This is a genomic window from Agromyces sp. NBRC 114283, from assembly GCF_030268405.1.
Classification (GTDB): domain Bacteria; phylum Actinomycetota; class Actinomycetes; order Actinomycetales; family Microbacteriaceae; genus Agromyces; species Agromyces mediolanus.
In genome coordinates this window covers 888,473-910,095 of sequence record NZ_BSQP01000001.1, presented here as the reverse complement: position 1 = coordinate 910,095, position 21,623 = coordinate 888,473, and the positions used below count along the sequence as shown (strand labels likewise).

General features: G+C 72.4%; 23 protein-coding genes. 5 read left to right on the top strand and 18 right to left on the bottom strand.

Annotated features, from left to right (window positions below; genetic code table 11):
- Positions 1-28 precede the first annotated feature (28 nt).
- The gene (locus QSJ60_RS04350) at positions 29-670 is read right to left on the bottom strand and encodes a hypothetical protein (protein WP_285462752.1); all 642 of its coding nucleotides are present in this window, start codon (positions 668-670) and stop codon (positions 29-31) included.
- Between the two features lie 127 nt (positions 671-797).
- Here QSJ60_RS04350 and QSJ60_RS04345 point away from each other — a divergent pair, with 127 nt between their 5' ends.
- Genes QSJ60_RS04345 through QSJ60_RS04335 form a run of 3 tightly spaced genes read left to right on the top strand, consistent with a single transcriptional unit; the run spans position 798 to position 4,214 of the window.
- The gene (locus tag QSJ60_RS04345; RefSeq protein WP_285462751.1) at positions 798-2,897 is read left to right on the top strand and encodes an APC family permease; all 2,100 of its coding nucleotides are present in this window, start codon (positions 798-800) and stop codon (positions 2,895-2,897) included.
- Positions 2,898-2,907: 10 nt separating this feature from the next.
- Positions 2,908-3,333, top strand: a complete 426-nt coding sequence (locus QSJ60_RS04340; protein ID WP_285462750.1) for a DUF1801 domain-containing protein — start codon at positions 2,908-2,910, stop codon at positions 3,331-3,333.
- Positions 3,330-4,214: an EamA family transporter gene (locus tag QSJ60_RS04335; RefSeq protein WP_285462749.1), complete on the top strand. Its 885-nt coding sequence runs from the start codon at positions 3,330-3,332 to the stop codon at positions 4,212-4,214. The genes QSJ60_RS04340 and QSJ60_RS04335 overlap by 4 nt, the downstream gene beginning before the upstream one ends.
- Before the next feature lie 4 nt (positions 4,215-4,218).
- Here QSJ60_RS04335 and QSJ60_RS04330 read toward each other — a convergent pair whose 3' ends face one another.
- Positions 4,219-5,403 (bottom strand): NAD(P)-binding domain-containing protein, encoded by a 1,185-nt coding sequence (locus QSJ60_RS04330; protein WP_230763630.1) that lies wholly within the window; start codon positions 5,401-5,403, stop codon positions 4,219-4,221.
- Positions 5,404-5,573: 170 nt separating this feature from the next.
- On the opposite strand from QSJ60_RS04330, the gene QSJ60_RS04325 reads away from it, so the two are divergent.
- Positions 5,574-5,780, top strand: a complete 207-nt coding sequence (locus tag QSJ60_RS04325; protein ID WP_189083317.1) for a DUF3073 domain-containing protein — start codon at positions 5,574-5,576, stop codon at positions 5,778-5,780.
- A gap of 153 nt (positions 5,781-5,933) precedes the next feature.
- On the opposite strand, the gene QSJ60_RS04320 is transcribed toward QSJ60_RS04325, so the two are convergent.
- The 8 genes from QSJ60_RS04320 to QSJ60_RS04285 form a co-directional block, all read right to left on the bottom strand.
- Complete coding sequence (locus QSJ60_RS04320; RefSeq protein WP_285462748.1) at positions 5,934-6,422, bottom strand: DUF3237 domain-containing protein; 489 nt, start codon at positions 6,420-6,422, stop codon at positions 5,934-5,936.
- The gene (locus QSJ60_RS04315) at positions 6,419-6,928 is read right to left on the bottom strand and encodes a MarR family winged helix-turn-helix transcriptional regulator (RefSeq protein ID WP_285462747.1); all 510 of its coding nucleotides are present in this window, start codon (positions 6,926-6,928) and stop codon (positions 6,419-6,421) included. The genes QSJ60_RS04320 and QSJ60_RS04315 overlap by 4 nt, the downstream gene beginning before the upstream one ends.
- A gap of 50 nt (positions 6,929-6,978) precedes the next feature.
- Positions 6,979-8,322, bottom strand: a complete 1,344-nt coding sequence (locus tag QSJ60_RS04310) for a flavin-dependent oxidoreductase (protein WP_285462746.1) — start codon at positions 8,320-8,322, stop codon at positions 6,979-6,981.
- 128 nt (positions 8,323-8,450) lie between these two features.
- Positions 8,451-9,332 carry a 1-phosphofructokinase family hexose kinase gene (locus QSJ60_RS04305; protein ID WP_285462745.1) on the bottom strand — a complete coding sequence of 294 codons (882 nt, stop codon included), beginning with the start codon at positions 9,330-9,332 and terminating at the stop codon, positions 8,451-8,453.
- Positions 9,329-9,826 carry a hypothetical protein gene (locus QSJ60_RS04300; RefSeq protein WP_285462744.1) on the bottom strand — a complete coding sequence of 166 codons (498 nt, stop codon included), beginning with the start codon at positions 9,824-9,826 and terminating at the stop codon, positions 9,329-9,331. Before QSJ60_RS04300 ends, QSJ60_RS04305 begins: the two co-directional genes overlap by 4 nt.
- The gene (locus QSJ60_RS04295; protein WP_285462743.1) at positions 9,826-11,682 is read right to left on the bottom strand and encodes an IlvD/Edd family dehydratase; all 1,857 of its coding nucleotides are present in this window, start codon (positions 11,680-11,682) and stop codon (positions 9,826-9,828) included. Before QSJ60_RS04295 ends, QSJ60_RS04300 begins: the two co-directional genes overlap by 1 nt.
- A complete protein-coding gene (locus QSJ60_RS04290) occupies positions 11,679-13,046 on the bottom strand; it encodes a family 4 glycosyl hydrolase (protein ID WP_285462742.1) in 1,368 nt (455 codons plus the stop codon). Before QSJ60_RS04290 ends, QSJ60_RS04295 begins: the two co-directional genes overlap by 4 nt.
- A 28-nt stretch (positions 13,047-13,074) precedes the next feature.
- Complete coding sequence (locus QSJ60_RS04285; RefSeq protein ID WP_285462741.1) at positions 13,075-13,914, bottom strand: fumarylacetoacetate hydrolase family protein; 840 nt, start codon at positions 13,912-13,914, stop codon at positions 13,075-13,077.
- An 80-nt stretch (positions 13,915-13,994) separates the two neighbouring features.
- On the opposite strand from QSJ60_RS04285, the gene QSJ60_RS04280 reads away from it, so the two are divergent.
- Complete coding sequence (locus tag QSJ60_RS04280; protein ID WP_285462740.1) at positions 13,995-14,672, top strand: hypothetical protein; 678 nt, start codon at positions 13,995-13,997, stop codon at positions 14,670-14,672.
- A 51-nt stretch (positions 14,673-14,723) separates the two neighbouring features.
- Here the strand turns inward: QSJ60_RS04280 and QSJ60_RS04275 are convergent, their stop codons facing one another.
- From QSJ60_RS04275 to QSJ60_RS04240, 8 genes are read right to left on the bottom strand one after another with little or no spacing between them, the layout of a single operon-like run.
- Entirely contained in the window at positions 14,724-15,404 is a 681-nt protein-coding gene (locus tag QSJ60_RS04275; protein WP_230763610.1) for a polysaccharide deacetylase family protein, read from the bottom strand.
- Positions 15,401-15,778, bottom strand: a complete 378-nt coding sequence (locus QSJ60_RS04270; RefSeq protein WP_285462739.1) for a hypothetical protein — start codon at positions 15,776-15,778, stop codon at positions 15,401-15,403. Before QSJ60_RS04270 ends, QSJ60_RS04275 begins: the two co-directional genes overlap by 4 nt.
- An 8-nt stretch (positions 15,779-15,786) precedes the next feature.
- Positions 15,787-16,626, bottom strand: a complete 840-nt coding sequence (locus QSJ60_RS04265) for a class II fructose-bisphosphate aldolase (RefSeq protein WP_285462738.1) — start codon at positions 16,624-16,626, stop codon at positions 15,787-15,789.
- Positions 16,620-17,399, bottom strand: coding sequence for a DeoR/GlpR family DNA-binding transcription regulator (locus QSJ60_RS04260; RefSeq protein ID WP_189083305.1), 780 nt, complete (start codon positions 17,397-17,399; stop codon positions 16,620-16,622). The genes QSJ60_RS04265 and QSJ60_RS04260 overlap by 7 nt, the downstream gene beginning before the upstream one ends.
- Positions 17,383-18,390: a D-2-hydroxyacid dehydrogenase gene (locus QSJ60_RS04255; RefSeq protein WP_285462737.1), complete on the bottom strand. Its 1,008-nt coding sequence runs from the start codon at positions 18,388-18,390 to the stop codon at positions 17,383-17,385. Before QSJ60_RS04255 ends, QSJ60_RS04260 begins: the two co-directional genes overlap by 17 nt.
- A complete protein-coding gene (locus QSJ60_RS04250; protein WP_285462736.1) occupies positions 18,387-19,295 on the bottom strand; it encodes a carbohydrate ABC transporter permease in 909 nt (302 codons plus the stop codon). The genes QSJ60_RS04255 and QSJ60_RS04250 overlap by 4 nt, the downstream gene beginning before the upstream one ends.
- A gap of 9 nt (positions 19,296-19,304) precedes the next feature.
- Entirely contained in the window at positions 19,305-20,246 is a 942-nt protein-coding gene (locus tag QSJ60_RS04245) for a carbohydrate ABC transporter permease (RefSeq protein ID WP_189083303.1), read from the bottom strand.
- Positions 20,246-21,544, bottom strand: coding sequence for an ABC transporter substrate-binding protein (locus tag QSJ60_RS04240; protein WP_285462735.1), 1,299 nt, complete (start codon positions 21,542-21,544; stop codon positions 20,246-20,248). The genes QSJ60_RS04245 and QSJ60_RS04240 overlap by 1 nt, the downstream gene beginning before the upstream one ends.
- Positions 21,545-21,623 lie beyond the last annotated feature (79 nt).

The window sequence follows — 21,623 nt, the reverse complement described above, 5'->3', positions numbered from 1 at the left end:
GCGAGTGGTGGCCGCGGTGCGGCCGGGTTCAGGCGAAGGCGGGGTGGCGCGGCGGGCCGCGGTGCCGGAGCTGGGCGAGGAGCTGACGGCCGCGCAGGCGCGCGCGGTCGCGGGCGAGCGGTCGCACGAGCGGGCCGGCGGGGACGGGGACGGCGGCGAGCGCGGATGCCTCGTCGACGGCGCGCACGAGCACGGCCTGGGCGGCGCGGCGCAGCGCGCGCCAGGCGGCGGCCTCGACGGCGAGCAGGTAGGCGACGGTGGCCAGCCAGGCGAGCACGTGGCCGAGGAGCATCGCGGCATCCGTGTGCCCGTGCCCGACGACGGCCGCACCGGAGGCGAGCGACCCCGCCGAGGCATCCGGCAGCATCGTCACGGTCGGGTGATGCGCGTCCCCCGAGACGCGGAGCAGCGCGCCGCCACCGGCGCCCGCGCCGACGGAGAAGAGCAGGTGGAAGACAAGCTGGCTCGCCGCGGTCGAGAGCACCACGCGGAGGGGCGAGTTGCGCCGCCCGACGAGGGCGACCGACACGGCGAGCGCGACGAACGCGGAGAGGGCGAGGCCAGGCCACCCGGGCGCCTCGCCCGCGGCGACGCCGTGCGAGAACGCTGCGAGGAACAGGGCCACCGCTGCGGCGGCGGCTCCGCGCGCGAGCTGCGTCGCACGGTTCACGTCTCGGTCCGATCTCGGCGTCTCGACCCGCCGGGAATCGGGCGGGATCCCCGCCGTCCGGCGGGATCGCGCTCCAGGGTAGCAAGCCGACTTGACAGCCGCCCCAGCGGGTGTAGTGTCGTCCGCCGTGACGAATGAGGCGGAGGAACCGCCCGCAGAACTGAAGTCGCCGAAGCACTGGATCATCGGCGACCCGTTGCCCACGGAGCGACTCGAGGGGCAGCTGCTCCCGAAGCGCGTGGCGCTGCCCGTGTTCGCGAGCGACGCGCTCTCCTCGGTGGCGTACGCGCCGCAGGAGCTCCTCATGGTGCTCACGGCCGGTGGGCTCGCGTTCCTGGCGTTCGCGCCGTGGGTCGCGGCGGTCGTCGTGCTGCTGCTCGCGACGGTGGCGCTGAGCTACCGGCAGCTGATCCGGGCGTACCCCTCGGGCGGCGGCGACTACGAGGTGGCGCACAAGAACCTCGGCGAGAAGGCCGGCGTGCTCGTCGCATCCGCCCTGCTCGTCGACTACGTGATGACGGTCGTCGTCTCGGTCGCCTCGGGCGTGGACAACATCATCTCCGCCTTCCCCGAGCTGAACCCGTGGCGGGTGGAGCTCGCCGTGCTCTTCGTGGTGCTGCTCGCCGCGGTGAATCTCCGCGGCGTGAGCGAGTCCGGCAAGGCGTTCGCCGTGCCGACCTATCTCTTCGCGGCGAGCGTGCTGCTGCTCATCGGCACGGGTCTCGTGCAGATCCTGATGGGCAACCCGCCCGTGGCGGAGTCCGCGGCGTACCAGGTCGAGGGCGAGCAGCTCGCGCAGGCGGCCTTCGTCCTCCTGCTGCTGCGCTCCTTCGCGAGCGGATGCTCCGCCCTCACCGGCGTCGAGGCGGTCGCGAACGGGGTGCCCGCGTTCCGCCGACCGAAGGTGCGCAATGCGCAGAAGACCCTGATGCTGATGGCGGGCCTCGCGATCGTGCTCTTCGTCGGACTGACCACCCTCGCCCTCGTCTCCGGCGTGCACTACGCCGAGGACCCGTGCAGCCTGATCGGCTGGGACGAGTGCGCGACCGCGCCGCAGCCGAGCCTCATCGCGCAGATCGCCGCGGCGGTCTTCGGCAACGGCTCGATTCTGTTCTTCGTGATCCAGGCGGCCGCCGCCCTCGTGCTGCTCCTCGCCGCGAACACCGCCTTCAACGGCTTCCCGCTGCTCGGCTCGGTGCTCGCCCGCGACGGCTACGCGCCGAAGTCGCTGTCGACGCGCGGCGACCGGCTGATCTACTCGAACGGCGTCATCATCCTCGCGACGGCGGCGGCGATCATCCTGGTCATCTTCCAGGCCAACCTGACCCTGCTGATCCAGCTCTACATCATCGGCGTGTTCGTGTCGTTCACGCTCGGCCAGTCGGGCATGGTGCGGCACTGGCTCCGGCTGCTGCGCCAGCCCCCCGCGAGCCATCGGAAGCGGGGCCGACCGGGGCCCGCGGCCGACGACGAGCGGCCGATGACGCGCGGGGCGATGATCCGCTCGCTGTGCATCAACGCCTTCGGCGCGAGCCTGACCGCGGTCGTGCTCATCGTCGTGACGATCACGAAGTTCACGCACGGCGCGTGGATGGTCTTCCTGATGATGCCGATCCTGTTCCTGCTGATGCTCGGCGTGCACCGCTACTACCGCGACGTCGAGAAGGAGATCGAGGTCGACGCGACGACGACGTTCGGCTCGGCGGGCGATCACGCGATCGTGCTCGTCGGGCGGATGCAGAAGCCGACCCTGAAGGCCCTCGACTACGCGATCGCCGCGAAGCACGACAGCCTCGAGGCGGTCCACGTCTCGATCGACGAGGCCCAGACGAAGCAGCTGAAGCGCGACTGGGTGAAGCAGAACATCCACGTGAAGCTACGCATCCTCGCCTCGCCGTACCGCGACCTCAGCTACCCGCTGATCAAGTACATCAAGCAGCACCGCGAGGAGCACGGCTCCGAGGTGGTGACGGTGTACATGCCGCAGTACATCGTGGGCCACTGGTGGGAGAACATCCTGCACAACCACAAGGCGCGGCGCATCCGGCAGAAGCTCATGCTCGTGCACGGCGTCACCGTCGCGCTCGTGCCGTGGCTGCTCGACTCGAGCGACATGATCTACGGCCGCCGCTCGCGACCGCTGCCCGGTCAGGACCGGCGCGGCGAGCCGGTGCGCCCGGTGCCCAGGCGTCCCGTCCCCGGCGCCGACGCGAACCGCCGGCGGTAGGCTCGCGAGCATGACGCTGGATGCCTCGGTGCGCGAGTTCCTCGACGGCGTGACGCACCCCGTGCGGCGCCGCGACGCCGACACCCTGCTGGCGCTGATGTCGCGCGTGACGGGCGAGCCCGCGCGCATGTGGGGTCCGTCGATCGTCGCCTTCGGGGAGTACCACTACCGCTACCCGAGCGGGCGCGAGGGCGATGCGCCCGCGGCCGCGTTCTCACCGCGGAAGCCCGCGACGACCGTCTACCTCGCCGACGGCGTCGGCGCGTACGAGGCGGAGCTCGCGACGCTCGGTCCGCACACCACGGGCGTCGGATGCCTCTATCTGAAAGACCTGGAGCAGCTCGACCTGGCGGTGCTCGAGCGCGTCGTCGCCGCCTCGTACGCGGTGGTCACGGCGGGCGACTTCGGGGGCCTCGCCCGCGACGGCGGCGCGTGACCGCGAAGCCCGCGGCGCGCGGCGGGGCTGTCGCCGCGACGTCCCTCGTCGTGCTCGGCCTCGCCTGCCAGGAGGTCGGCGCGGCGATCGCCGTCATCCTCTTCCCGAGCGTCGGACCGCTCGGCATGGTGAGCCTCCGCCTGGTGTTCTCGGCCGTCATCCTGCTCGCGATCGCCCGGCCGCGGCTGCGCGGCCGCAGCGGTGCCGACTGGCTGACCGTCGCGGGCTTCGGGCTCGTGCTCGCGCTCATGAACGCGCTGTTCTATCTCTCGCTGGAGCGGATCCCCCTCGGCGCGGCCGTCACGATCGAGGTGCTCGGGCCGCTCGCCCTCTCGGTGATCACTGGGCGGCGCGCCTCCTCGTGGCTGTGGGCCGGGCTCGCCGCGGTCGGCGTCGTGCTGCTCGGCCAGGGCAGCTTCGGCCACCTCGACCCGATCGGCGTCGTCTTCGCGGCCGGGGCCGGGGCGACGTGGGCGGGGTACATCCTGCTGTCGGCGCGCACCGGGCAGCGCTTCCCGCGCTTCGAGGGGCTCGCGCTGGCGATGGCCGTCGGGGCCGTCGCGGTGCTGCCGTTCGGCATCGCGAGCTCGGGAGCCGTGCTGCTGCGGCCGGAGGTGCTCGGCCTCGGTGCGGCGGTCGCGATCCTCTCCTCCACGATCCCGTACGCGCTGGAGCTGATCGCGCTGCGCCGGCTCCGCGCGGGCACCTTCGCGGTGCTGATGAGCCTGGCCCCGGCGATCGCGACCCTCACGGGCCTGCTGCTGCTCGGCCAGCGCTTCACCTGGGTCGGCGGGCTCGCCGTCGCGCTCGTGATCGCAGCCTCGGTCGGCGCGGTGCGTCAGGCGCAGGCCCCGCCCGCGCCGCCCGCCGCAACGGGTTGAGCCGCTACAGCATCGCCATGATCTGCCGGGCGATCATGCGCCCGGCCCGGTTCGCGCCGATCGTGGAGGCCTGCGGCCCGTAGCCGGCGAGGAAGACCCGCGGGTCGCCCCACGTCGCGCCCTGGCCGACCGTGACGCCGCCCGACTTCTCGCGCAGCTTCAACGGGGCGAGGTGCCGCAGCTCCGGCCGGAAGCCCGTGGCCCAGATGATGACGTCGGCCCGCGCCTCGGTGCCGTCGTCCCACACCACTCGATCCGCTTCGATGCGGTCGAACATCGGCTTCGCGACGAGCAGCCCGCGCTCGATGCCCGCGGCGATGCGGCGGTTCTTCGGCACGCCCGTGCCGCTCACGATGGAGGGCAGCGCCCGACCCGAGCGCGCCGCCTCGTCCTGCGCGGCGACGGCGGCCGAGGCGCCCTCGAGGTCGAGCTCCTGCCGGTCGAGCCAGTCGATCGGACGGCGGGAGACCCAGGTCAGGGATGCCGCGACGTCTTCGAGCTCGAGCATGAAGCCGATCGCCGAGGTGCCGCCGCCGACGACCACGACGTGCTGATCGCGCAACGACTCCGCGTCGGTGTAGTCGGAGGTGTGCAGATGCCGGCCGCGGAAGTCGGTCATGCCCGGGTAGTAGGGCACGAACGGCGAGCCCCAGGTGCCGGTCGCGTTCACCAGGATCTGCGTGTCGAGGGTGCCGCCCGGCTGCTTCGGCGCGGCCGGCACGGCGAAGGTCTTGCGGCGACGGCCGAAGAAGCCGCGCACCTGCTGCTCCTCGGGGGCGGGCGCGGGCTCGTCGGGCGTGCGCAGGTCGCGGTAGGCGATGCGCAGGTCGGCGCCCTCGTTCGAGACGCGGCGCACCTCGATGGGCCGGTGCACCCGCAGCTCGTAGTGCTCCTCGAAGCGGCGGTAGTAGTCGGCGACGATCTCGCGGGCGGGCTGCGTGCGATCGGCGGTCTCGAAGCTGAGCCCCATCTCGGCCATGCCGGGCAGGTCGTTGACCTTGTGCGCGGTGCCGAGCTTCAGCGACGACCAGCGGTGCTGCCAGGCGCCGCCGGGCCCCGGTGCGCGATCGAGCACGACGAAATCCTCGTCGGCGACGAGCTCGAAGCGGCGCAGGTAGTACGCCACCGAGAGCCCCGCCTGACCCGCGCCGACGACCGCGACTTTGACGCGGGCGGGCGGGGAAGACATCACCCCTCCATCTCAGCATGAATCCGGCGGTCCGTGCAGCAGCATCAGGGGGTTCGCAGCCGAGAAGGCGAGCGTTCGTCGGTGCTAAACTTACGGCACGAACTATTTCCGCCAAGAACGAGCCGGGCGAAGCACATTCCGCCCGGCCAGAAGCCGTAAGGGGGTCACGCATGGGGCGCGGCCGTCAGAAAGCCAAGCACACCAAGGTCGCACGGGAGCTGAAGTACTTCAGCCCCGACACCGACTACAACGCGCTTGAGCGCGAGCTCGCGGGCTCGGACGATGACAAGTACGAAGACGATCTGTCGAAGTGGTCGGAGTATGCCGACGACGGCAGTGACCACTACGTCCCCGGCGACGGCTCCCAGCGGGCCTGAGACCGGTTCCCTCGCGACGCGCGGCTGACGTTCCGACGTTCGGCTGACACCCCGGCAGCGCCGGGGTCTTCTGCGTGCGCGGGCGCTGCCCCCTTCTCCGACCTGCCCGACTTTCATGAAAGTTGGGCAAGTCGGAAGGACGGCGGTTCCGGCTCAGACGAGGCGGAAGACGCGGATGACGACGTGCCCGGGCTCGGGCCGCGCGTAGCCGACGAACTGCGACTCGACGAGCCATCCGAGTTCCGGATGCTCGGTGCGGAACCGGAACGCCGTGCGGTAGTAGAGCTCGCGCTCGCCCACCTCCTCGCCGGCGACGAGGCGTGCGTAGTTCGCCTCGTCGGTGCGCCAGACGCCGCGGTTGACGACCTCGACGCCGGCCGTGCCGTCGGTCACCTCCGCCTCGATCACGTAGCGGGCGTCGAGCTCGACCGTGAGCCCGCGCGCGACCCACCAGTCGCCGCCGCTGTTCAGCACCCGGCCCCGGAGCCTCGGCCCGTCGAAGTCGCCACCGGAGACGCGGGCGAAGTGCAGGCCCTCCTCCGGCTCGGAACCGCCGAGCGGGATCGCCTCGTCGACGCGGCACCGCAGTTCGAAGCAGTACTCGAAGGCGGGTTCCATCAGGGGGTCGTTCCGTTCGCTCATGGGCGGGTCCGCGCCGCCGCCGAGGCCCTGCTCGCCTCGCTCTGAGCCTCGACGAGCTCGCGCAGCCGCTCGAGCACCGGGACCGCGGCGAGGAGGGCGCGGCGCTCGTCGCCGCCGAGCCCCGCCGCCGCCTCGGCCACGAGCGCCCCGCTCGCCCGGTCGAATCGCTCGAGCAGATCGAGCGCCCGCTCGGTCGCCCGCACCGCGACCCGGCGGCCGTCGCTGCCGCCCGCAGCCCGCTCGACGAGCCCGGCCTGCTCCAGCAGCTTCAGCAGATTGCTGACGGTGGAGCGCCCCAGCCCGAGCTCGGCTGCGAGCTCGCCCGGCGACCTCTGCACACCGCGGGGCACGGCGCGCAACAGTTCGATCTGGGCGTCGGGGATGTCGGGGAGCTCCGCCGCGGCACGCGCGCCCTTGAGCAGCGCGCGCCGCAGCGGCGAGACGAGGAGGTTCAACCGGGCCAGTTCGGCCGAGCCATCCGCCGATCCCGCGCCCGCTGCTGCCATGCCCTCAGTGTGCCAGTCGCGCCGGCCCGCCATCCCCGCGAGCGACCCGATCACGGCTCGACGCTCGCCGGCGTGAGCGAGGCGCGCGCGGTGAGCGCGGCGGGATGGAAGCCGGCGGCACGCTTGTACGCGTCGGCGATCTCGCGGAGTTCGACCTCGGGGATGACGTCGTGGATGTCGGCGAAGCCGTGCGGCGCGCGCTCGTAGGCGAGCTGCATGACCCTCTCGGGCCCGAGCTGCCGGGTCATCGCGAGCAGCGCCGCGGTCGCCGGACGGCGGTCGGCCTCGTAGGCGTCGAGCGCCGCGCGCACCGCTGCTGCCGTCTCGGCGGGGCCCGCGGACGCGCCGAGCCCCCGCACGGCGCCGGCGAGGTGGAACGCGAGCGTGCGGGCGTCGAGGATGGCCTGCGAGGAGCCGTTCGAGCCGTTCGGGTACATCGCGTGCGCGGCGTCGCCGAGCAGCGTCGAGCTGCCCGCGCGCCAGTGCGGCAGGGGCTCGCGGTCGACCATGGGGTACTCGAGGATCTCGTCGGCCGCCGCGACCACCGCCGGCACGTCGAGCCACTCGAAGCGCCACTCGGCGAAGCGCTCGACGATGGGGGCCGGGTCGATCGGCAGGTTCCAGTCGGCGAGCTCGCTCGCACCCTCGGGCGCCCGCCGCTCGGCGATGAAGTTGACGCGCGTCATCCGGGGCTGGTCGGTCGCGCCGGGCTCGTCGGTCGCGCCGGGCTCGTCGGTCTCGCCGGCGAGCGGGTAGGCGACGAACTTCTGCTCGCCGTCGCCCGCCATGATCATCGTGCGCCCGTCGAGGTACGCCGGGATCGTCGCGGTGCCGCGCCAGAGGATCAGGCCGTTCCAGACGGGCGCGCCGTCGTCGGGGTGCTCCTGCGCGCGCAGCGCGGAGTGGATGCCGTCGGCGCCGACGACGAGCTCGGCCTCGACCTCGTGGGCGGTGCCGTCGGGCCGCTCGAAGCGCGCGCGCTCGACGTGCTCGCCGTGCTCGACCAAAACGAGCCGATGCCCGGTGCGGATCGCGTCGGGCCCGAGCCGGCGGGCGACCTCGTCGGCGAGCAGCAGCTGGAACTCGCCGCGGTGCACCGAGAGCTGCGGCCAGGCGTAGCCGGCGTCGCGCCCCCGCGGCTCCGACCAGATCGGCTGTCCGAGCCGGTTGTAGTACGAGAGCCGGCCGGGCGGCACGCCGATGGCCGCGACCGCCCCGCCCAGCCCGAGCTCGGTGAGCTCGCGCACGGCGTGCGGCAGCAGGTTGATGCCGACGCCGAGGGGCCGCAGCTCGGCGGCCCGTTCGTACACCGCGATGTCGCGGAATCCTGCCTGATGCAGGCTCAGGGCGGCGACGAGCCCCCCGATGCCGGCGCCCGCGATGACGATCTTCATCGTGTCCTCCTCGTCAGATGAACGTCCGAGCAGACAGTTTTGTCACAAAAGCATCTCGCGTCAACCGACGTGCCCGACTTGCCTGACTTTCATGAAAGTCGGGCAAGTCGGTGGGTGGGAGGTGGGGCTCAGCCGAGCCGGCCCTGTCCGGGCACCGCGGCGTTCCGCTCCGCGGCATCGCGCGCGGCCTCCAGCGCGGCCTCGGGGCCGTGGCCCGCGTCGAGCGCGGCGAGCAGCGCGCCGAAGAACGCGTCGCCGCTGCCCGCCGGGAATCGGCCGGCGGCCCGGGGCGCGGCGACCGCGAACCCGACCCCGCCGAGCAGCGCCGCGGCACCGCGCACGCCGTCCGTGACGACGGAGTCCGTGCCGAAGCGCTCGGCGAGCGCCGCGCAGGCGGCCGCCGCGTCCGCCGGCGCCGCGCCGAGCAGTTCGGCGGCCTCGCCGAGGTTCACCTTCACGAGGTCCGCGAGCCCGGCGAGCGCCGCGAGCGGTGGGCCCGACGTGTCGACGGCGAGGCGCGCGCCCGACGCGGCACGCAACTCGCGCAGCAGCTCCCCGAGCTCGCCGAACGGGACCCCGGCGGGCACCGAGCCGGACAGGGCGAGCCAGCGCGGCGCGGCCTCGGCCGCCTCGGCGCGGATCGCCTCGGCGAGCGCACGCCACTCCCCCTCGCCGAGCGGCGCGGATGCCTCGTACAGGTCGGTGCTCGTCGGCAGGTCGCCGTCCTCGACGATCGCGAGGCAGCTGCGGGTCTCACCGGAGACCTCGACGAGCCGGGCTCCGACGCCCTCCTCGGCGAGCAGCGCGGCGACCCGTCTCCCCGTCGCGCCGCCGAGGGGAGCGACGAGACGCGCCGCGCCGCCGAGGGCCATCGCGACGCGGGCGGCGTTCAGCGCCTTGCCGCCGGGCACCGCGGTGACCCGGCGCGGGCGGGTGACGCCCCCGCGTTCGAGGCGGTCGACCTCGTACGTGAGATCGAGGCTCGGCGACGCCGCCAGGAACAGGATCACGGCCGATCCGCCCAGGGCCGCACCGCGCCGAGCGTGCGGCCGTCGCCGTCGCGGAGCACGGCGAGCGCGGCCTCGGAGATCTCCTCCGGGCTGTGCCAGCGGGCACCGCCGGCGCCGGTCGCCCAGCCGAGCTGCAGCGTCCACGGACCGGGCTCCGGGGCGGGTGCCTCGGGCTCCTCTGGCGGCGGGGTAGCCTCGGCGCTCGCGCGCACGAGTACGACCGGGCCGTCGACCGCGGCGCGCAGCACCGGCAGCGAGGCATCCGTCACCGCGGGCGCGTAGACGACGGCGCACCCCCAGCGCCGCGCGCCGAGCGCCCGGCGGAGGGCCTCGGCATCCCGCGCGTCCACCGCGATCGCCTCGACACCGGACGGCATCGGCCGCACCCGGCCGATGCCCGTCACGGGCGCGCCGCCGTCGGCCGCCGCGAGCTGCGCGGCGGCCGGGGCCAGGATGCCGGAGGCGCCGACGACGAGCACGCCCGCATCAGTCATCAGAACGCCTGCGGGCCGACCGCGGCGCCGGAACGCCCCTGCAGGAAGTCGAGGTCGAGCCCCTCGTCGGCCTGCGTGACGTGCTCGATGTAGAGGCGGGTCCAGCCGCGCTCGCTGCCCGGTACCGTCGGCGGCTGCCAGCCCGCCCGGCGCGCCTCGAGCTCCTCGTCGGAGACGTGCACGTGCAGTGAACGCCCGGCGACGTCGAGGGTGATCGTGTCGCCCGTGCGCACGAAGGCGAGCGGTCCGCCCGCGGCGGCCTCGGGCACGACGTGCAGCACGACGGTGCCGTACGAGGTGCCGCTCATCCGCGCGTCGGAGATGCGCACCATGTCGGTGACGCCCGCCTCGAGGATCTTCCGCGGCAGGGCGAGGTTGCCGACCTCCGGCATGCCCGGGTACCCCTTCGGCCCGACGTTGCGCACGACGAGGATGTCGTCGGGCGCGACGTCGAGCTCGGGGTCCTCGGCGTCGGCGAGGTAGGCCTGCAGCGTGTCCCAGACGAGCGCGCGCCCGGTGTGCTGCATCAGCCGCGGGTCGGCGGCCGACTGCTTGATGACCGCGCCGCGGGGAGCCAGGTTGCCGCGCAGCACGGCGATGCCGGAGCCGACGGGCTTGACCGGGTGATCGAGGGGGCGGATCACCTCCCGGTTGAAGACCTCCGCGCCGGCGTAGTTCTCGCCGAGCGTCGCGCCGGTGACGGTGAGCGCGTCGCGGTGCAGCAGCTCGCCGAGCGTTTCGGCGAAGCCCGCCGTGCCGCCGGCGTACTCGAAGTCCTCCATGAGGAAGCGCCCGCTCGGCATAAGGTCGGCGAGCACCGGCACGTCCCGCACGAGCGTGTCGAAGTCGTCGAGGGTGAGTTCGACCCCGACCCGGCGGGCGAGCGCGAGCAGGTGGATGACGGCGTTCGTCGAGCCGCCGAGCGCGGCGTTCGCGCGAACTCCGTTCTCGAACGCCTGTCTGGTGAGGATCTTCGAGGGCCGCAGGTCCTCGGCGACCATCTCGACGATGCGGCGGCCGGCCAGGTGCGCGGCGGCCTGCCGCCGCGAATCGTTCGCGGGCAGCGAGGCCGTGCCCGGCAGCTGCATCCCCATGAACTCCGAGACGCAGGCCATCGTCGAGGCGGTGCCCATCGTCTGGCAGTGCCCCTGGCTGCGGGCCATGCAGCCCTCGGCCTCGGTGATCGCGGTGTCGTCGATGAGCCCGGCCCGGTGCGCCTCGGTGAACTTCCACACCGAGGTGCCGGAGCCGATGTCGGTGCCGCGGTGCTTGCCGTTCAGCATGGCGCCGCCGGTGATGAGCAGGGTCGGCAGGTCGACGGAGGCGGCGCCCATCAGGTAGGCCGGGGTGGTCTTGTCGCAGCCCGCGAGCAGCACGACGCCGTCGAGCGGGTTCGAGCGCAGCGTCTCCTCGAGGTCCATGGCCATGAGGTTGCGCAGCAGCATCGCCGTCGGGCGCACGATCGGCTCCCCCGCCGAGGTCGTGGGGAACTCGAACGGCACGCCGCCGGCCTGCCAGATGCCGCGCTTCACGTACTCGGCGAGGCCGCGCAGGTGCAGATTGCAGCTCGTGAGCTCGCTCCAGGAGTTCGCGATGCCGATGATCGGCCGGCCGCGGAAGCTGTCGTCGGGCAGCCCCTCGCTGCGCAGCCACGAGCGGTGCATGAACCCGGTCTTGCCCTCGGCGCCGAACCACTGCTGGCTGCGCAGCCCTTCGCCCCACTCGTGGGTGGGCACACCGCCGCGCGCGGCGAAGGCGGTCTCGTCCGCGGCGCCGGCCGCCTCGGCGGCGGCGAGCTCGGCGGCGGCGAGCTCGGCCGCCTCGCGCTCCTCCTTGCCGAGGTTGCGGGCGGTCATGCGAACCTCGGCAGGTGCGCGGCCTGGGCCGCGATGAGCTCGTCGGCGAGGGCCGCGGCGCGGTCGGCGTCGGTCACCGCGCCATCGGCGATCATCGCCTCGACGACGAGGCCGCGGTCGCCGGAGAGGGCGGCCTCGACCGCGAGGTCGACGGAGCTGAGCCGGCGGGCGAGGATCGCGGTGAGCGGCCTGCCGAGGTCGGGCACCGAGACGGGGCGGATGCCTCGCGCCGTCGCGACGCCGGGGATCTCGACGGCCGACCACTCAGGCAGGCCGGGCACCATGCCTCGGTTCACGACGTTGCAGCTGAACATCTCGCGGCGGTCGAAGGTGATCGAGCGGATGATCGCGATGAGCTGCTCCTGCTCGCCGCCCGAGCGTTCGAAGGTCGACTGGTCGAGCGGCTCCTCGCCGAGCGCCTGGCGCTTCATGCCCTGGTAGCGGTTCTCGCCCCACTCCAGGATCTCCGGCAGGCTGAACGCGTCGATGCCGAGCTGCTTGCCGTAGTAGTCGCCCGAGGCGAAGCGCTCGGGGAAGAACTCGACGACGTGCCGGTCGCCCGCTGCGGCGAAGGCCCCGTAGCGCTCGAACAACTCCCAGGCGAACGGATTGTGCCAGGCGGTCGGCGTCTCGTAGAAGATGTTGCCGATGTCGCCCGGGTCGGGGGCCTCGGCGAGCTCGCGGCGCACCCGCTCCCGGATCAGCGGCCAGGCGTCACGGCCGTTCCAGCGGAAGTCGTAGATGAAGGTGAGGTGGTTGATGCCGGCGTACAGCGTCGACGTCTCCTCGAAGGGGGCGTCGATGAGCTGGGCGAGCTCGCGCTGGATGTGGTGCATGCCGTGGCAGAGCCCGACGACGTCGAGGCCGGTCTGCTGGTGGATGGCCTGCACGTTCGCGGTCATCGGGTTCGAGTAGTTGAAGAAGAACGCCTCGGGCGCGAGCTCGGCGATGTCGCGCGCGATGTCGACGAGCACCGGGGTGGTGCGGAGCAGCCGCGAGATGCCGCCCGGCATGATCGAGTCGCCGACCGGCTGGAAGACGCCGTGCTTCTGCACGATCTCGTGGTCGAGCTGCCAGGCGGGCCGGCCGCCGACGCCGACGCAGGTGACGATGAAGTCGGCGCCGGGCAGCACCTGCCGCCGATCGGTGGAACGGACCACGCGGATCGTCTCGTCCACCCCGCGCGCCGCGACCATCGACTCGGCGAGGTCGGCGGCGACGTCGAGCGCGACCGGGTCGACGTCGACGAGGCGGATCTCCCACGCGCCGAGGTCCTCGGCGCCGATGAGGTCGGCCAGCAGGCCGCGGGTGAACACGGCGGACCCTGCGCCGATCAGGACGAGTACTCGACGGTCGATGCTCATGGTGCTCCTTCGCAGTCCTTCCAGGGTGCTACGCGGCGAGCCGCGAGCGGTAGACGAAGCGGTTGCGCAGTTCGCCGATGCCCTCGACGCCGGCGGTGACGACCTGCCCGTGCTGGAGGTAGCGCGGCGGGGTGCGGAAGCCGCCCGCCCCGGCTGGGGTGCCGGTGAGGATGAGGTCGCCGGGCTCGAGGGTGACGCCGTCGCTGACGAAGGCGAGGATGGTCGGCACGTCGAAGATCATCTCGGCGGTGTCGTCCTCCTGCAGGAGCTCGCCGTCGACCTCGGCGTAGATGCGGTGTCCGCCGGGCTCGCCGAATTCGTCGGGCGTGACGAGCCAGGGCCCGAGCGGGGTGAAGGTGTCGAAGGACTTGCCGCGGGTCCACTGCACGTCGCCGAACTGCACGTCGCGCGCCGAGACGTCGTTCGCGACGGTGTAGGCGGCGACGTCGGCGAGCGTCGCCGGGGTCGCGCCGCCGCAGCGGCGGCCGATGAGGAGGGTGAGCTCGGCCTCGAAGTCGACGCCCTGGGTGAGGTGGTCGGGCACGATCACGTCGCTCGCCGGGCCGGTGAGCGACGTCGCGTACTTCGCGAAGGTGAGCGGGCGCTCGGGCTGGGCGAGCCCGGTCTCGGCCGTGTGGTCGACGTAGTTCAGGCCGACGGCGATGAGCTTGCCGGCGTCGGCGACCGGGGCGAGGAACTCGAGGCCCTTCACGTCGAGTTCGGCCCAGTCGGCGGTGTCGCCGGCGGCTGCGGCGGCGATGGCCTGGAGGGCGTCGTCGGCGTGCCCGGCGGGGGCGACGCGCGTCGAGCGCTCGTCGCGCACGACGAGGCGGGGCTGTCCGTCGACGAGGACGCGGGCGATTCTCATTGCTCTCCTTCGGGATGACGTTGCGCCCATCGTGTCACAAATAGGCACATATGAGCAAGAATAAGCAGATGCATTCAGATATGACCGAAATCGTCGGGGCAGATCGCGCCACCGCCGGGCCCGCTTCGATCGCCCAGGGCGTCTACGGCGCCCGGGGAAACCTCGAGCTGCTCGCCGGCGACGCGGTGGACGGGCTCTGGGTGTTCTGGTTCAACGCGGACCACGACGACGACCCGCTGCAGACCCCCGAGGTGCCGCCCGGCCGCTGGAGCGCGGGCCTGCACTTCGCCGCGGGCGCGCGCTACGTCGACGCCCAGATCGTGCAGTCGCCGCTCGGCCCGAACCACCTGGAGGTGCTCGCCCTCGACGCCGAGGGAGTCCTGCAGAGCTGGTACTGGTCGCCCGAGGCGGCCTTCACCCGGCGCGGGACGGATGCCGCGAGCGACGTCGCCCGCTTCCGCCTCGGCGAGCCGGACGACGAGGGGGCGCTCCGGGCGACGACCCTCGGCGGCGACGGCCGCATCCGGGGGTTCGCGTCCGCCCCGCTCCCCTACCCGGAGCGCAGCTGGCACCCCGCGAGCGCGGGGCCGGCGCTCGACGACGAGCGGGCCGTGCGCCGGCTCGGAGAACTCGGCGTTCTGCATCGGGTCGTGCCCGGCACCGCGCGCTCGGCGGACTCGACCCGGCACGGCGGCACCGTCGAGCTGGTCTGGCGCGAGCACGACGGCCTGCTGCGCCACCGCGGCGTGCCGGTCTGACCGAGCGGGCGCCGCACGAGGGGCCGGGCACCGGCCCGGCCCCTCGCTCCGCTAGTTGATGCGGTGGATCATCGTGTTGGCGAACTGGTAGCGGTAGCCGGCATCCCGCACCGCCTGATCGTGGCGCGGGCTCTGCCCGTACGACGAGCCGTGCAGCCAGACGAACGCCGGCGCCTCCTGCCCGGTGACCGCCTCCAGCTGGCGCTTCGACTCGACGACCTCGCGTTCGAGGTCGTCGTCGGAGAAGACGCCGTCGAAGCCCTCGTGGTGCGCCGTGTGCGGGAAGACGACGTGCCGCTTCGAGATCTCGGCGACCTCGTCCCAGTTCATCGCGATGCGACCGCCCTTCGTGTCCTCCTCGACGAGCGAGATCCAGTGCGCCCGGGCGAAGGCCTCCTGATGCTCCGGATCGCAGTCGACGAAGGAGGTGGCGATCGGGAACCAGCCGGTGAGGCCGAGCTCGTCGCAGAGCGGGGCCGCGACCGTCACCGAGTTGCGGTAGCCCTCGTAGAAGACGGGGATGACGCCCGGCTTGTCCTTGTGCCAGGTGCCGGTCTCGAACAGTCGGTCGAGGTCGTCGAGGGTCACCGGGGCGTAGTCGCGGGCGAAGCCGGCGAGCTCGCTCGCGAGCTCCGCGCGGGCCCCGCGCGGGGTCGAGTGGTAGTTGACGACGCGGATGAAGTGGCCGCGCTGCAGCTGCTCGCGCTGGGCGTCGAACGAGGGCCTGGTCATGCGTGGGGTCCTTCCGTGACGGACGCGGCGTCCGTGATCGGCGCCGCACCGGGCGCGAAGTGGGTGTAGGCGAGCACCTGCATCGCGGTGATGACGGCGCCCTCGTCGTCGGCGCGCGCCCACGGCACGAGCTCGGCCGAGTAGCGGTCGAAGACCTCGGCGAAGGCGCGGCCCTCGGCGAGCTGGGTCGGGGTCGCCGCCTCGGGGATGCTGCCGCGCTCGTCGGCGAGGCCGAGCACCATGGGGATGCCCTCGCGCTCGAGCCGGCGGTCGTGGCAGGCCCGCATGAGGCCGAGGATGTCGCCGGCCGCGAGGAGCTCGGCCGCGCTCGGCTCGCCCTCGTGGGCGCTCGGCCCGGACACGGTTGCTGACATGGGTGGTCCTAACTCTGGGGATCGATGGGGGAGGAGACGACGGCGAGCAGCTGGGCGACCCGCTCGGCGATCGCCTCGCGGGCCGCGGCGAGCGCCGCCCGCGGGTCGGTGCTGGAGCCGAGCGTCGCGCGGAGGGCGTCGGAATAGGCGGCCGACAGCTGCGTGCCGACGTTCACCTTGCGGATGCCGGCGGCCACCGCCGAGCGGATGCCCGCGTCGGCGACGCCGGAGGAGCCGTGCAGCACGAGCGGCACCGGCACGGCCGCCGCGAGCCGGGCGATGAGCGCGTCGTCGGGGCGGGCCGTGCGGTCGGTCATCGCGTGCGAGGTGCCGACCGCGACCGCGAGGCCGTCGACGCCGGTCGCGGCGACGAAGGCGGCGGCCTCGGCGGGGTCGGTGCGGACACCCGGGGCGTGCGCGCCGTCCTTGCCGCCGATCTCGCCGAGCTCGGCCTCGACCCACAGCCCGGCGGCGCGGCCGAACTCGGCCACCCGGGCGGTCTCCGCGACGTTCTGCTCGTAGGGCAGCCGGGAGGCGTCGAACATGGCCGAGCCGAAGCCGAGCTCCGCGGACTCGCGCACGAGCGCCTCCGACTCGCAGTGGTCGAGGTGCAGGGCCACCGGCACCTCGGCGTCCTCGGCGAGCCGGCGGCAGGCCGCCGCGATCGGCGCGAGGCCGCCGTGGAAGCGCACCGCGTTGTGACTCACCGAGAGCAGCACGGGCAGCCCCGCGCGCTCGGCGCCGGCGACGATGCCCTCGGCGTACTCGAGGGTGATGACGTTGAAGGCCGCGATCGAGGGCAGGCTCGCGCCCAGCCCCGCGACCAGGCGGGAGGTCGGGGTCAGCATGTCTCGACGGTCACCCCGGCTTCGCGCAGACGCTCCAGCACCTCGGCATCCGCGCCGTCGTCGACGATGAGACGCGAGATGCCGCTCGTCGGAACGAGCTTCGCGGGCCCCCGCTTCGCGAGCTTCGAGTGGTCGGCGAGCACCGTGAGCCGCACCGCCGAGGAGGCGAGGGAGCGGTCGGTCTGCGTCTCCGAGAGGTTCGTGCCCGTCACGCCCATCTCCGGGTCGACGCCGAACGCGCCGGTGAACGCCTGGTCGATGCCGAACTCGTCGAGGCCCGAGATCGTGAGGTGGCCGAGGAGGCTCATCTCCTGCCGCCGGAGCAGCCCGCCGAGCACGATGATGTCGATGTCGGGGAACTGTGCGAGCCGGCTCACCACCGTCAGGCTGTTGGTGAGCACGGTGAGGCCGGGCACGGAGCCGAGGAACGGCAGCATGGCCTCGGTCGTGGTGCCACCCGTGATGAGCACCGTGGAGTTCGGCTGCACGTGCGCGGCCGCAGCCCGGCCGATGCGCTGCTTCTCCTCCGCGTAGGCGGTCTCGCGGAGCGGCCGGAGCGGCTCCACGTCGTCCTCGACCTGCGCAGCGCCGCCGTGGACGCGCTCGATGAGTCCGCGGTCCTGCAGCTCGTTCAGGTCGCGCCGCACCGTGGAGGTGCTGACGCCGAGCAGCTTCGCCATCTCGTTGACGGAGCCCGCGCCGTAGGTGCGGATGTAGTTGAGCAGCTCGCGCTGTCGCTTCGGCCCGATCAGGGGCTCAGTAACCGGCTGCACGGTCCACCTCATTCACCAGCGGCCGTCGCTCGGCCAGTCGAGTCACGTTCTCGACCACGAGATCGAGCGTTTGTGCATGGTACTGCGGCGCGAGTCCCGCGACGTGCGGTGTGATCAGCGCGCCGAGTTCCGACCACCAGAGCGAGTCGGGGCCGAGCGGCTCCTCGTCGAAGACGTCGAGGGCGACGCCGGCGATGCGCCCGGCACGCAGACCCGCGAGCAGCGCGGTCTCGTCGACGATGCCGCCGCGCGCGATGTTCACGACGTAGGCCCCCGCCGGCAGCAGCGCGAGCTCGCGCTCGCCGATCAGCCCGCGGGTCTCCTCGGTGAGGGGCACGACGACGACCAGGAAGTCGCTCTGCGCGAGCACCTCGTCGAGCCGGCCGATCGGGAACAGCTCGGCCGGATCGTCGGCGGCGGCGCGGCGCCCGGTGTCGAACTTCTCGCCGCCCTGCTGCCGCGCGCCAGAACGGCTGACGCCGAGCACCCGCATGCCGAGCACCTCCGCGAGGCGCGAGATCTCGCGTCCGATGCGGCCGTAGCCGACGATGCCGACCGTCGCCCCGGCCAGCTGCCGCGGCGTCAGCGTCGCGAGGCGCTCGGCGTTCGACGGCCAGCTGCGCTCGGCGCGATGCCGTTCGATGCGAGGCATCCGGTGCGCGAGCTCGAGGATCGCCATCGTCGCGTACTCCGCCATCGGCACCGGCGCGATGCCCCCGAGCGTCGCGATCGGCACGCCGCTCGCCCAGAGCGGGGTGCCGCGCACGTGATCGACGCCCGAGGTGTCGAGCTGCACGCCGCGCAGCGCCGGCACGGCGGCGGGCTCGGGGAACCAGTCGCCCGTGTGCAGCAGTTCGATGCGGCCGAGCGTCTCGGGCGGCACTTCGGCGCCGGTCTCGGCCCGCACGATCTCGATGCCCGGCACGCGCCGGGCGAGCTCGTCGAACCAGTGGTCCGGCAGCGGCAGCGTGCAGAGATAGCTGATGGTCACTTGATTCCACTCCTCGCGAAGCCCTGGACGAAGTATCGCTGGAAGAACACGAACAGCAGCACCATCGGCAGCACCGCGACGAGCGAGAGCGCCATGATCGCGTTGTAGTCCGGCGAGGTCTGGTTCTTCAGGTACAGCAGACCGATCGGCAGGGTGAACAGCTCGTTGTCCTTCAGCGCGATGAGCGGCCAGGCGAAGTCGTTCCAGCTGCCGAGCAGGGTGAGCAGCGTCAGCACCGCGATGAGCGGCTTGCAGAGCGGCAGCACCACCTGCAGGAAGATGCGCAGCTGGCCGGCGCCGTCGATCCGGGCCGCCTCGATCACCTCGTCGGGGATGGAGAGGAAGAACTGCCTGGCGAGGAAGATGCCGAACGCGGCGGCCGCGCCGGGCAGGATGACGCCCCAGTAGGTGCCGTAGATGCCGAGGCCGGAGACGAGCTTGAACTGCGCCACCATGATCGCCTGCACGGGGATCATCATGGTCGCGAGCCCGAGCAGGAAGATGCCGTTGCGACCGCGGAAGCGGAGCCGGGCGAAGGCGTAGCCGGCGAGCAGGTTCACGATGACCGTCAGCGCGGTGACGAAGGCGCCGATCACGACCGAGTTGCCGAACCAGTCGAGCACCGGCACCCGGTCGAACACCTTCGCGAAGTTCTCGAGCGTCAGCGTGCTCGGCCAGAGCCGCAGGCCCGGCTCGAAGACCTCGCCGCGCGGCGAGAAGGCCACGACGAGCATCCAGTACAGGGGGAAGACGACGATCAGGGCGACGAGCGCGACGAGGATCGTGCGCCACACGATGCCCTTGCGTTCGCTCGAGTATCGGCGGCGGCGCTGCACGCGGGCGGCGCCGCGCGGGCCGAGCAGTTCGGCGTCGGCGATCTCGAGCACCGAGGTGGTCTGTGCCACGATGCGCTCCTATTCCACGAGGTCTCGGGTGCGGTTCGTCTTCCATTGGATGAACGTGAAGACGAGGGTGATGAGCAGGATGACGATGCCGATCGCGGCGCCGTAGCCCTGCTCGCGGATCTGGAAGCCGTTCCGGTACGCGTAGGTGACGAGCACCGAGGTCGCGTTGCCGGGGCCGCCGCCGGTCATCACGAAGATGAGGTCGAAGACCTGGAACGAGGCGATGACGTTCATGATCAGCAGGAAGAAGGTGGAGGGGCCGACGAGCGGCACCGTCACCGAGCGGAACTGCTGCCACTTGCTCGCCCCGTCGATGCGGGCGGCCTCGTAGAGCTCGGGCGAGATCGACTGGAGTCCGGCCAGGTAGATGATCATGTTGAAGCCGAGCCGCAGCCAGATCGCGGCGATCACGACGGAGACCATCGCCGGGGTGCCCTGCGACTGCCAGCCGATGGCGTCGAGCCCGAGCGCCTGCAGCACCTTGTTCACGAGCCCGTTCGACTCGTAGAAGAGGATGACCGCGATCATGCCCGATGCGACGCCCGAGATCACCATGGGCAGCACGATGATCGTGCGGAAGAGGCCCCGCGCCGGGATCACCGAGTTCAGCAGCACGGCGAGGCCGAGCCCGCCGGCGAGCTCGATCGGCACGGTCGCGACCGTGAAGACGAGCGTGTTCGCGAGGCTCTGCCAGAACACCGGGTCGGCGAGCAGCTTCGCGTAGTTCGCGGCACCGACCCACTCGGGATCGCCGAAGCCCTTCGTCTCCTGGAAGGAGAGGATGAGCGCCCAGACGATCGGGATGAAGAGGAAGAGCGACATCAGCACGAGGTTCGGCGCGACGAACCCCCAGCCGACGAGCGACTCCTTGAACCGGGCGGCGCGACGCGCCGCCCGCGGCCGGGGCGACGCGCTCGCGCGCTCCCGGCCACGGGCGGTCAGAGCGGTCATTACTTCGCCGCCTCCTCGATCGCGGCCGAGAGGTTCGCGAGCGTCTCCGCCGTCGACTGGCCGCCGATGAACGCCGCCTCGAGCTGGTCCTGCAGGGCGGTGTTGATGGCCGCCATCGCCGGGGAGGTGAGCTGCTTCACGTCGCCCGGCTCGATCGTCGCGGCCTGGTCGACGAAGACCGGCATGACGTCGGGGCGGATCTTGAACTGAACGGCGTCGCCCTCGAGGTCGAGGCGGGTCGGCAGCTCGTTCGTGTTGGCGCAGAACTCCGACATGGCGTCGGCCGAGACCATGAACTTCAGGAACTCGGCGGCGAGCTCGGGGTTCTTCGTGCCCTTCGTCGCGACGAGGGCGTTGCCGCCGAGGTCGGTCGCGCCGCGCTCGTCGCGGGGCATCGGGATGGCCGTCCAGTCGAACTTCGCGAGGCTGTCGATGTCGGGCACGAGGAAGGAGCCGACGAAGGCCATCGCCGCGGTGCCCTCGGTGAAGAGCGAGTCCGCGTAGACGGTGCCCTTGGTCGAGCTCGTCGGCGGCACCCACTGCTGCTCGAAGAAGCTCTTCGTGAAGTCGAGCGCCTTGGCCCCCTCAGGCGAGTCGATCGTGGCGGTGTCGCCGTCGAGGAAGGTGCCGTCGGCCTGGAAGAGCCAGCTCAGCCAGCGCGGCGCGCCGCCCAGCTGCCAGTTGTAGACGAAGGGGTACTTGTCGGCGGGCAGCGCGGAGCGCAGCTCGCCGGCGACCGCCGCGAACTCGTCCCAGGTCCAGGCGTCGTCCTGCGTGGTCGGCAGCGAAGCCGGGTCGATGCCGGCATCCTTTACCATCTGCGTGTTCACGAGCAGTGCGGAGACGTCGGTCTGGTGCGGCACGCCGTAGGGCACGCCCTCGTAGGAGACGGCCTCCCACATCGCCGGGGTGAACTCGGCGATCTCGTCGTCACTGAACGAGTCGCTGAGGTCGAGGAGCTGGTCCTGGCTCGAGTAGACGCCGAGGTTGCCGTAGTCGACGCGGAAGATGTCGGGGGCGTCGCCGGAGGCGAGCTGCGCATCGATGTTGGAGAACATCTGGTCGTAGGGCACGACGTTCAGCTTGATGTCGGTGCCTTCGTGCTCGGCCTCGAACTGGGCGATGAGGTCCTTGAACGTGGTCTCCTCGGACTCGCTGCCCCAGGTGGTGAAGGTCAGCGTCTGATCGCCGCCGCCACCGGAGCCGCCTCCGCCGAAGCCCGCGCATCCGGACAGCACCAGGGTGCTCGCGGCCACCAGGCCGACTGCGCCGAAGAGGCGCCCTGAGCTCAGTTTCACGCTTCGATCTCCTTCGTTGTGATCGGATGCCTCGTCGATGCGGCATCCCGGCGCAGCTTCAATGCTGGCCCATCTGTGA